The organism is Haloarcula sp. CBA1115, assembly GCF_000827835.1.
Taxonomy (GTDB): domain Archaea; phylum Halobacteriota; class Halobacteria; order Halobacteriales; family Haloarculaceae; genus Haloarcula; species Haloarcula hispanica.
In genome coordinates this window covers 1635187-1644775 of sequence record NZ_CP010529.1, presented here as the reverse complement: position 1 = coordinate 1644775, position 9589 = coordinate 1635187, and the positions used below count along the sequence as shown (strand labels likewise).

The following is a 9589-nucleotide window of genomic DNA, read 5'->3' as shown; positions in this document are numbered from 1 at the left end:
TGTACGCCGAAAGGATACTCGGCCGACAGGTCTGCGGAACGAACGCGGCTCAGTGCTCGTCGCGCAGTTCCATGTCGGCGACGATCTCGTAGGGGTGCTGTCCCTTTCGGATGCCGTCGAGCAGCTGGAACGACTCGTCGGGCGCGAGGAAGTGCCGGGTCACGGCTCGGCCGAGCGGCGTCGGTGAGAGCCCGTCGATAAATTCGTACTCCAGTAGCTTCCCGAGCGCGTGCTTGGTCGGGACCTCGCCGACCATCCGGTCGTTGAGCCGCTTGGCCTGCTTGCCGGCGACGGTGACGTTCGCCAGCGTCTCCTCGACGGCCGCGCCCTCGTCGTAGCGGGTGATGACCGGCTCCATCTCGCCTTTCAGGAGCTTGAACGCCACCTCGTCCTCGGTCATCTCCATGCTGTTGTGGTACGAACAGTCCGGCTCGACCAGCATGTAGACGGTGCCCTTGTCGTGGTAGTCCGGGCGACCAGCCCGGCCGAGCATCTGGCTGAACTCCTGAACGGTGAGCCACTCGATACCCATCGCAAGCGAGTCGAAGATGACCTGCGAGGCCGGGAAGTCGACCCCCGCCGCCAGCGCCGCCGTCGTCACGACCGCCGCGAGGTCCTGATCAGCGAACTGCCGCTCGACCCGCTGTCGCTTCCGGTTGTCCAGCCCGGCGTGGTACGGCGCGGAGCTGTACTCCAGTTTGCGTGAAATCTGGTGACACCGGCGTCGGGAGTTCGTGAAGATGATGGTCTGGCCGCGGTACCCCTTGCTCGACTTGTTGTCGAAGGCTCGCTTGACGAGCTTCTTTTCGGTCTCGATCTTCTCGCGGCCGTCGGCGAACGTGACGTGGCGCTCGATGGGGACCGGCCGCTCCTCGAACTCGATGAGCGTCGCCCGGAGCTGGTCGGCCAGCTGGCCGGGGTTGCCGACCGTCGCCGAGAGATAGATCCATTGCGTGTCGCCGCTGTCGGGTGCGCCGCCGGACTCGCAGTAGTATTTGAGTCTGGAAATCAGGCCGTCGAGGCGGTGGCCTCGCTCGTCCTCGCCGAGCGTATGGACCTCGTCGATGACGACCGTACCGACCGTCCCGAGGTCCTTGCCGGTCCGGAGCGCGTGGTCGATTCCCTCGTAGGTCCCGACGATGACATCGGCTTCGGGGTCGAAGCGTCCGCCCTCGTCGGCGATGCGGCTCGCGCCCACGCGCAGCGACACGTCGACCATGTCGCCGTAGCGGTCCTGAAACTGCTCGTATTTCTGGTTTGCAAGCGCGACCAGCGGGACGAGAAACAGCATCGTGCCCTTGTTGTTCAGGACGCGGTCGATGCCGGCCATCTCGCCGATGAGCGTCTTCCCCGTCGCCGTCGCGCTCACGACCAGCTGGTCGCGGCCCTCCGTGGCCCCGTGCTCGACGGCGAGGCTCTGGACCGGCAGGAGCGTGTCGAACCGGGATTCGAGATGCTCCTGCATCCCGGGATGGAGGTCCAGCGAATCAACGCGAACGGGGTCGACCTCGTCGACGGTCGCCGAAATCTCGTCGAACTTCGTCAGGTCCGGGTCCAGCTGGCCCGACAGGAGGTTCGTCACGCGGTCGAGGTCCTGCACTTCGAGCAGGAGCTCTTCGAGCCGGTCGCGAGCGTCGCCGCCGATGTTTCCTTTGTAGGCGAGTTCTCGGTCGAGCTGCTGGCGAGCGCACTCCGGGCAGATGGTCTCGTCGTCAGTCTCGATAGCCGTCTCGCTGGTAATCGGCGAGTAGCGCCCGTCGGAGGCACACAGCCGACAGGTCCGGACGACCTTGGCCTCGATCTGGTACGCGTCGAGCATCTCTCGGATGCGCTCGCGTGCACGCGGAGCAGTCTGCTCGGAAATACGAATGCGGGCCGCACGGCGGGCGAGGTCGACGAACTGGTCGGGCGAGCGAAGCTCCTCGCTGGTCCCGTCCTTGACGCGGAGCCGACGCGGGCGGGGGCCGGCGTCGGTCTCCTTGAGTTCGAGGATGCCGTGGAAGAGCCGCTCGCCGTCCCGGTGGGCGGCGACGCGGAACTCCTCGCCATGTTCGTGGAGGAACAGCGTCTCTACCTGTGCGGCCTGCTGTGACACAATTATCTAGTGGCGACTGCGCTACTTGAGCGGTTCGGACTAGCTGTGGGTGTTACTGGTGCTGTGACAGTTGATTTAAACAGCCGGAAAGCCCCGGTCGGCTACGCTCCCGCGCCTCGCTGTGCGCTTCCCTCGCTTCGCTCGGTACAGTGCTTGCGTCGTCGGGGTTCGCGTAGCCGACCGCCCCTTTCAGTCCCACCCAGCATGGCTTGTCCAACGAGCGACGGGTAGGGCAGTCTGGCCCGCACTGTTCCAAGTACGGGGAGAAGTGAACTGTTGCTCCGGGTCACCCTTGCAGTTTGATTTCGTCGTCGCCGGCGGGAACCGCACAGAGGAACGCGCCCGGTTCGTCGCCGTCGTTGCGGTACCAGTGGACAGCGCCGGCGGGGATGTGGAGGCTGTCGCCGGCTTCGACGTCGTGTTCCTCGCCTTCGATACCGACGGTATACCGCCCCGAAAGGACGTACTGCTCGTGTTCGATGTCGTTAGTATGTTTCGGCACGCTGCCGCCGGGGGCAAGCGTGAAGCGACGGATTGCGAGGTTGCCGCCGCCCCCCTCCTCGCCGATGAGGACGCCCTTTTCCAGCCCGTCGGCTGCGTCGACGGCCTCGTACTCGATGTCGTCAGCGCGGCGAATCAGTGGGTCGCTCATGTGCGGTCCATCGCGGGCGCGCCGCAAAGGCGTACCGGCGTCGGTTACCACGGCAGTTCCGCCAAGGGGGCTTAAGACCGTCCCCCGATAAGCGACGGGTATGCGCCGGTTCCGCATCGGAAGCGCGTTCGGAATCCCGATCCAGTTGGACCTGACATTTCTCCTCGTGCTACCGCTGTTCGCCTGGATTATCGGGACACAGATCGAGCAGACGACCGAGCTGTTGAACGGGACGCTGAACGCCGGGCTGGACGCGGCCGTCCTCACCGACGGCGCGCTCGTCTGGGTACTCGGCATCGGTGCGGCCCTCGGCCTGTTCACCGGCGTCGTCCTCCACGAACTCGGCCACTCCCTCGTCGCTATCCGCTATGGCTTCCCTATTGACTCCATCACGCTCTGGCTGTTCGGCGGCATCGCCCAGCTCAGCGAGATGCCCGAAGACTGGAAACAGGAGCTGGTCATCGCTATTGCCGGCCCCATCGTCAGTATCGCCGTCGGCGCTGTCTGTTTCGTCGCGTTCCAGCTTCTCCCAAGCGGTGCGGCGACAGCCATCGAATCAGCACGGTTCATCCTCGGCTATCTGGCGCTGATGAACATCGCACTGGCGGCGTTCAATATGCTCCCCGGCTTCCCGATGGATGGCGGCCGCGTCCTGCGCGCGCTGCTGGCCCGCCGGCGGTCGTACGCCAGAGCCACCACCATCGCCGCCGAAGTCGGGAAGGTGTTCGCCGTCTTCCTCGGCCTGTTTGGCATCTTCGTCCTCGGAAATATCTTCCTCGCCGGCCTGGCCTTCTTCATCTACATCGGCGCGGCGGGCGAGTCCCGCCAGACCTCGATGCGGGCCGCGTTCGAGGGCGTCACCGTCGCGGACGTGATGACGCCGGCGGACCACGTAACGACAGTCCCCGAGGACATGTCCGTCCGGGAACTCATCCAGACGATGTTCAAGGAGCGTCACACCGGCTATCCGGTCGAGCGCGGCGGCGAGGTCGTCGGCCTCGTCACGCTCGAAGACGCCCGCGCCGTTCAGGAGGTCGAGCGCGAGGCCTACACCGTCGGCGACGTGATGACGACGGAAATCATCACAATCAGTCCGGAGACCGATGTGATGGACGCGCTGACCTCGCTCCAGCAGAACTCCGTCGGTCGCCTGCTCGTCACTGACGAGGACGACTCCTTCGAGGGGTTACTCACCCGGACAGACATCATGACAGCGCTCTCGATTATCAAGTCCAGCGGCGACTTTACCCCCATCGGTGAGACGGAGACCGAGACTGTCCGGCCGGAATCAGGGATAGAGCGGTAACGGTCACTCGCCGTCGAGATACGACATCGCGTCCTCGTCGGAAACCTGGTCGAACTGCTCGTAGTACTGGCCGACGGCGCGGAACGCCGACGGGACCTCCAAGCAGACCACCTCGTCGACCAGCGCTTCGAGGTCCGAAATCGCCCGCGGCGAAGCGACCGGCACCGCAAGCACGAGTCGCTCGGGACCGGCCTGTCGGATCTGCTCGATGCAGGCCCGCGCCGTCGCGCCCGTCGCCACGCCGTCGTCGACGAGGCAGACTCGCTTCCCGGTAAGTGTCGGCGACGACTCCGAACTGCGGTAGCGCTGGGCCTTCTGTCGGGCGGCTTCCGCCATCTCCGCTCGTGTGCTCGCAACGTAGTCCCGGGGTATCTCGCGTTGCTCGATGACATCGGTGTTGAGCCAGACCGCTCCGTCCGCGGCGACGGCGCCGATAGCGTACTCGGGGTTGTTCGGTGCGCCGATCTTCTTTGCGACCGCGATGTCCAGCGGGACGTCGAGCGCGTCGGCGACGGGGCGGCCCACTGGCAGCCCACCGCGCGGTATCGCGAGGACGATGTCGACCGCGATATCTCGCTCGCGCAACGCCTCTCCCAGCCGTCGACCGGCAGTTTGCCTGTTCTCGAACGTCGGGGAGCGGTTGCGTGCCATACTGGTTAATTCGCTGTCGGGAAGCAAATAGCTCCGCATTCTGACGGTCAACTGGAAACCTCGCACCAGCCGAAGGGCACCGTTACTCGTCGGACAGCGCCGCGGCAATCGCTTCGAGTTCTCCCTTCCGGAAGGGCTGTTCCGCGTCCGCCGGGTCGTCGTCCTCGCGCTCGCCGATTGTCCAGAGAATCCCCGCCCGCATCTGCGGCTTCGACGGCAGTCGGTCCGTGTCGATATCGTACCCGACAGCTTCGCAGATGGCCGCCAGAGCTTCCTTGGTGAAAGCAGTCGAGACCGGGCGTTCGTACCGCCCGACAGCCTCGCGGATCTCGTTCCGCAGTTCGTCGACAGTTGGTGACATACGCGTACTGGCGGCGGGACTGATTGTGTAGATTCCGGTCCAGTTACGCCATCGCGCCGCCTGCGACGGGGGTATCTATTCGAGGGATACCGGCCCGCCAACGCAACTCCGCCCGCGAAACGTGACCGAACTCGGCTCGACGGTGACAGCCCGGACACAGCGAGACGACGTTGTCAAGCGTGTGTGCGTCCCGGACGGCGAGCGCTGGCATCACGGCGAACAGCCGAACCGGCACGATGTGGTGCACATCCGGGTTCCGTCCCAGTTCCTCGGCAGCAGTGCCACACAGCACGCAAGCGTGGTCGTCCCGCGCCAGGGCCTGCTCGCGCACCGACCGCCATCCCGGTCCGTACTCGCCCACGCCACCGCCGCGCCAGTTCGGATGCCCGTCACCGGTGAACGCCGCCGAAAGCCACTCCGCGTGGCAGTCACGGCTGCAGAGGACGACTTCACTCTGAATCTGACTCGGATATCGCTCAATGCGGGCGTCGCAAACGTCACAGGAGACCGATAGTTTGCCACCGGACCACGAGTGGTGTGCAGCTCCAGAAATTTGTGGCGGGTCGCGCCACGCCGCGTTCTCGACACAGTCAGAGCAGTATACCCCATCTTTCTCCGACGGGTAATACTCGAACTTCGCGCCACAGACCTCGCAATTCGTCTGCTCTGTCGCATCCGAAAAGTTCGGATTGGCTTTTCCTTCGTACGATACAGCGGCATCGTGGCAGTGCTTCGAACAGTAGGCTCGGGCGGACTCACAGTAGAAGGAATCTCCACAATGGTTGCACTCTCTATTCGGTAGCCGTTCGTCGTGGACGCGGCTATGATGCACCCCAAGACCACGTCGACTATCGAATACCCGACCACATGTCGGACAGTCAAACTCTTTCACAGGGCAGACAAGAACGTAGTAGATAGTAAATATGAGCCGAGTGGGGTGAAAGTAAAACTAAACGTACTGATGTCCTCGGTTCAAAACATATAAGAAAATTGATACAGTCCGGGTGCGGGAATTGAACCCACGTCTCAGCCACCACAAGGCTGAAGGATACCACTACCCCAACCCGGACACGCTTATTGAGGCAATCATAGATATTCCGCTGGAACAGAAATACGTTACGAATCGGGGAACCAGTGAGTCGTGAGAGCGCGTGACAGCGGTGGCACGTCGGTTCGGAGTTGAGTTCGACTATAGTAGCCATTGAAAATCAGTGCACACCTGCTCGCACGCCTGCAATGCGGTCAGTGTGTAAACCATTTCAATTGTTACGATAGCTCACCGGCTGCTTCGAGACGCTTTTACACAGCCGACGCGTACAGAGAGGCACGCGTGGCCATCACGGACAAAATCTACGTCAAGAACCACCAGCAGCTCGCCTCCCAGCTAGAGACGAGCTTCCCGAAGGGGGCGTTCAAGGGTGCGACGCTGGACATCCTGTTTCAGGGCGAGGGGTTGGCAAAGCTCGACGAAGCCTCCAGAGAGCGAGTCCTGGATTTCGCTGAGGACTTCCTCGACTGTGACTGTGAGGCCAACCCCCACTGTGGTTGTGCCGAGCGGAAGTTCATCTCGTACCTGCTGGAACTGCGCGAACAGGGAATGGGGCCGGACGCAATCGTCGACGTGATGAGCGACGACTACATGCTGTATGCGTATCCGGGCGACGTGCTCTCTTTCCTCGATAACTCCGTCAGAACGTTAGAAGCCGTGGAAACCCTGGCCGATGTCGATGGGCGCGACGACGTCGCCGAGGACGTACAGCAGAAACGCCAGCGGTTACTCTAGGTCGTCGAAGCTGCCGATGCGATAGGAGGCGTCTTCCTCTTCGCCCTGATCGAGGTCTTCGAGATGAATGACCTCGTCTTGATCCATCTCGTCGAGTTGCTGGCGGAGCTTCGTGACGTAGCGCTTGTGTTCTTCCAGTTGTTCGCGGAGGTGTTCGGCTTCGAGTTCGAGTCGCTCGTGCTCGCGGACGAAGCTCTTCGGAACTTCGACTTTCGGCGGGAAGCTCTCGGTACTGGTCTCGGTTGCGTCGTCCTCGAACTCGTGTTCCGGCGCGACCTTCACCTGACCGTCGTGGGAAACAAGCGTGTCGACGTAGTCACGAAAAACTGCGGACAGCGAGATATCGCGTTCCTCGGCGATTTCGCGGAGGGTTTCGAATTTGTCCTCGCTGACGCGGAAGGAGATAGTCTTGTTTTTGTTGCCCATAGTTATGTACTGTTTCAGCAGCAACGTATTTAATCGTTTGTCAGACGCTACCGGACCGGTCCCTTGGTGGCCGTCTCTGACGACAGTCGAACCGCTGTGATTTAACAGCCGGCCGACCTCGGTTCCGGCAGAGATGGCGACAGACATCGACGCGACCGCTCACCACTTCGGTATCATCGTCAGCGATCTGGACCGCGCCGTCGAGTTCTACCGCGACGTGCTCGGACTCGACGTGCTGACGCGCTTCTCGGTCGGTGACGAGGCGTTCGGCACCGCCGTCGACATCGAAGGGGCCAGCGCCGAACTGGTGCACCTCGACGCCGGCGGCGCGCGTCTGGAACTGGCGAGCTACGAGCCGGAAGGCGAGGCGATGCCGGACCCGGACCTCAATCGACCGGGAGCGACCCATCCCGGGCTGGAAGTCGACGACCTCGATGCGGTCGCCGACCGACTACCCGATGATGTCGAAACGCTCAGCGGCCCGCAAACGACCGAGAGCGGGACGACGATCATGTTCGTCGTCGATCCAGAAGGGAACCGAATCGAGCTACTAGAGCCGTAGCGCCGGTCGACCTGCCAGCAGCGAAAAATCGAGGACGGTGCCGCGGTCAGTCCGCGCTGGCTTCGGCCTGTTCGTCCTGCAGGCTCTCCAGCGCGCCGACGACCGACTGCCGATAGTTCTCGATTGACAACTGCTCGTACTCCTCGTCAGCCATCGAGATATACTCGTCAGTGGCCGGGTCCTCCATGTCGGCTTCCTTGTACCGCTTGACCCGGTCAAGCGTTCGCTCGGCCGTTTCGACGACCCAGCGGTCCCGCGTCGCTTCGTCGACCTTCGAGATGGACTCGGGGCGGATCGAGACGTTCACTTCGCCCTCGTCGGTCTCGTAGGTGCGTGGCTTGCCGACGACAGCGACGTAGGCCGGCGGCTCCAGTTCGCGCAGCATCGACGCCGCGTCGGGCTGGTACTGCCCGGCGTACATGAAGAACGTGTCGCCGTTGGGGTCGACGACCCGGCCCTGCCAGTACTCGCTGTCCTCACCGACGTCTTCGGTTTCGGTGAGGGTCCCGACCAGGAACACGCGGTTGGCGCGCTGGCCGGTCGGCAGGAGGACGTACACCGGCGCGCGGTCGTCGTCGGATTCCTTGAACGTGTAGCTCGCGTCGTTGAACTCGCGTGCGAAGACGCGCCGTGCGACCTCGCGGGTGGGTGTACTCGCCATTTAGATCGACCTCGCTTTGATGAGAATCTCGTCTGCATCCACGGCCCCGGTCAGTCGCTCCTGCTCGTCGGCGAGCAAGTAGCGGCCAAACGTCGGACCGCGGACGCGGTAATACCGGCCGAGGATTTTCTGTCGCATCTCGTCGGCGACAACGGTGGTGTCGAGCGCGTCCATCGCCATCTCCTTCGCCTCTTCGAGGGCGATGCCGGTCAGCTCCTCGGTCGCGTCCTCGTCGAAGATGACCTCGGTGACCTCCTCGCCGTCGTCGAGGACGCCCTTGATTCGGAGGTCGAACTCGCCTTCGACCTCGCCGTGTTCGCTACAGCGGCCGTTCTGGAGGACGCGCGTGCAGTCGTCCTCCGGACAGCGCTTGATGAGCCCGGAGCCCGACTGGATGTCGACCAGCGCGCCCTCGGCCTCGACGCTGTCGTCGCCGACCTCAATTGCCTCGTCCAGTTCCTCGATAGTCGTCGTTCGGTTGAGCTTCACGGAGAAGCGACCCTGGTACTCGTCGGTGACGACGTTGCGCAGGGCGTAGGACTTCCCTTCTTCGAGCGACGGGAGGTCGGACTTCGACCACTTCGTGAACTTGATCGTGCCCGTCTCGTCGCCCAACAAGCCGACCTGGGCCACGGCGTCGGCGCGCGGCTCCCAGAGTTCGACGACCGTCGCGCGAACGTCGACCCACTCCTCGGGGGCGTCGACATCGGCGACGTTCACTTGCTCGTTGCCGCCGCCGTCGCCGCCGCCCAGCTGGTCGCGGTCCATACCGGCCTCGTCGAGGTACGTGTTAACGACGCTTCGGCGGGCCTCGCTGATTGGGACCTGATAGTCGTTCACCAGCGTATCGAGCCGCTTGACGACGTCGTCGACGTCGATCTCTAGCTGGTCGGAAAACTGCTCGTGTATCTCTGTCGCGTGGGTACGCAAATCTGACTCAGTCATTGGCTTTCACTGTCTCCGCCTGGTTTTCGTTGGGAGACATCCGACGCTTGGTCGCCTTCGGATATAAACACTCGCCCAGCGGAGTGAAAGTGAGTGAGGGTGTTGCGGTCCCACAGTCGCGGCGCGAGAGCCACGCGAGAAGATTGA

Annotated in this window: 11 protein-coding genes and 1 tRNA gene; 3 read left to right on the top strand and 9 right to left on the bottom strand. The window is 63.3% G+C overall.

Features of this window, described 5'->3' with window-relative positions:
- Positions 1-49: 49 nt before the first annotated feature.
- Together SG26_RS08155 and SG26_RS08150 are read right to left on the bottom strand one after the other, a co-directional pair.
- Positions 50-2095, bottom strand: a complete 2046-nt coding sequence (locus SG26_RS08155) for a DEAD/DEAH box helicase (RefSeq protein ID WP_050037315.1) — start codon at positions 2093-2095, stop codon at positions 50-52.
- A 286-nt stretch (positions 2096-2381) separates the two neighbouring features.
- On the bottom strand, positions 2382-2747 hold the full coding sequence (locus tag SG26_RS08150; RefSeq protein ID WP_050037314.1) for a cupin domain-containing protein: 366 nt from the start codon (positions 2745-2747) through the stop codon (positions 2382-2384).
- A gap of 100 nt (positions 2748-2847) precedes the next feature.
- On the opposite strand from SG26_RS08150, the gene SG26_RS08145 reads away from it, so the two are divergent.
- Entirely contained in the window at positions 2848-4053 is a 1206-nt protein-coding gene (locus tag SG26_RS08145) for a CBS domain-containing protein (RefSeq protein WP_014039072.1), read from the top strand.
- A 3-nt stretch (positions 4054-4056) separates the two neighbouring features.
- On the opposite strand, the gene SG26_RS08140 is transcribed toward SG26_RS08145, so the two are convergent.
- The 4 genes from SG26_RS08140 to SG26_RS08125 form a co-directional block, all read right to left on the bottom strand.
- On the bottom strand, positions 4057-4704 hold the full coding sequence (locus tag SG26_RS08140) for a phosphoribosyltransferase (protein WP_044951553.1): 648 nt from the start codon (positions 4702-4704) through the stop codon (positions 4057-4059).
- 82 nt (positions 4705-4786) lie between these two features.
- Positions 4787-5065, bottom strand: coding sequence for a hypothetical protein (locus tag SG26_RS08135; RefSeq protein ID WP_014039070.1), 279 nt, complete (start codon positions 5063-5065; stop codon positions 4787-4789).
- A 43-nt stretch (positions 5066-5108) separates the two neighbouring features.
- The gene (locus SG26_RS20735) at positions 5109-5957 is read right to left on the bottom strand and encodes an HNH endonuclease (RefSeq protein ID WP_079980815.1); all 849 of its coding nucleotides are present in this window, start codon (positions 5955-5957) and stop codon (positions 5109-5111) included.
- Positions 5958-6063: 106 nt separating this feature from the next.
- Positions 6064-6134: transfer RNA gene (locus SG26_RS08125), tRNA-His, on the bottom strand.
- 261 nt (positions 6135-6395) lie between these two features.
- On the opposite strand from SG26_RS08125, the gene SG26_RS08120 reads away from it, so the two are divergent.
- The gene (locus SG26_RS08120) at positions 6396-6848 is read left to right on the top strand and encodes a DUF5814 domain-containing protein (RefSeq protein ID WP_004590290.1); all 453 of its coding nucleotides are present in this window, start codon (positions 6396-6398) and stop codon (positions 6846-6848) included.
- On the opposite strand, the gene SG26_RS08115 is transcribed toward SG26_RS08120, so the two are convergent.
- Entirely contained in the window at positions 6840-7274 is a 435-nt protein-coding gene (locus SG26_RS08115; protein WP_004515935.1) for a CopG family transcriptional regulator, read from the bottom strand. The two genes, SG26_RS08120 and SG26_RS08115, sit on opposite strands and share 9 nt — an antisense overlap.
- Positions 7275-7407: 133 nt before the next feature.
- Here SG26_RS08115 and SG26_RS08110 point away from each other — a divergent pair, with 133 nt between their 5' ends.
- Entirely contained in the window at positions 7408-7836 is a 429-nt protein-coding gene (locus SG26_RS08110; protein WP_014039068.1) for a VOC family protein, read from the top strand.
- A gap of 46 nt (positions 7837-7882) precedes the next feature.
- Here the strand turns inward: SG26_RS08110 and SG26_RS08105 are convergent, their stop codons facing one another.
- Entirely contained in the window at positions 7883-8497 is a 615-nt protein-coding gene (locus SG26_RS08105; protein WP_014039067.1) for an RPA family protein, read from the bottom strand.
- The gene (locus tag SG26_RS08100; protein ID WP_050037312.1) at positions 8498-9442 is read right to left on the bottom strand and encodes a replication factor A; all 945 of its coding nucleotides are present in this window, start codon (positions 9440-9442) and stop codon (positions 8498-8500) included.
- Between the last annotated feature and the right edge of the window lie 147 nt (positions 9443-9589).

Excerpts from the sequence above, each read along its gene's own strand:
- SG26_RS08150 (WP_050037314.1), bottom strand. The coding sequence starts at position 2,747 with ATGAGCGACCCACTGATTCGCCGCGCTGACGACATCGAGTACGAGGCC.
- SG26_RS08145 (WP_014039072.1), top strand. The coding sequence starts at position 2,848 with ATGCGCCGGTTCCGCATCGGAAGCGCGTTCGGAATCCCGATCCAGTTG.
- SG26_RS08140 (WP_044951553.1), bottom strand. The coding sequence starts at position 4,704 with ATGGCACGCAACCGCTCCCCGACGTTCGAGAACAGGCAAACTGCCGGT.
- SG26_RS08135 (WP_014039070.1), bottom strand. The coding sequence starts at position 5,065 with ATGTCACCAACTGTCGACGAACTGCGGAACGAGATCCGCGAGGCTGTC.
- SG26_RS08115 (WP_004515935.1), bottom strand. The coding sequence starts at position 7,274 with ATGGGCAACAAAAACAAGACTATCTCCTTCCGCGTCAGCGAGGACAAA.
- SG26_RS08110 (WP_014039068.1), top strand. The coding sequence starts at position 7,408 with ATGGCGACAGACATCGACGCGACCGCTCACCACTTCGGTATCATCGTC.
- SG26_RS08105 (WP_014039067.1), bottom strand. The coding sequence starts at position 8,497 with ATGGCGAGTACACCCACCCGCGAGGTCGCACGGCGCGTCTTCGCACGC.
- SG26_RS08100 (WP_050037312.1), bottom strand. The coding sequence starts at position 9,442 with ATGACTGAGTCAGATTTGCGTACCCACGCGACAGAGATACACGAGCAG.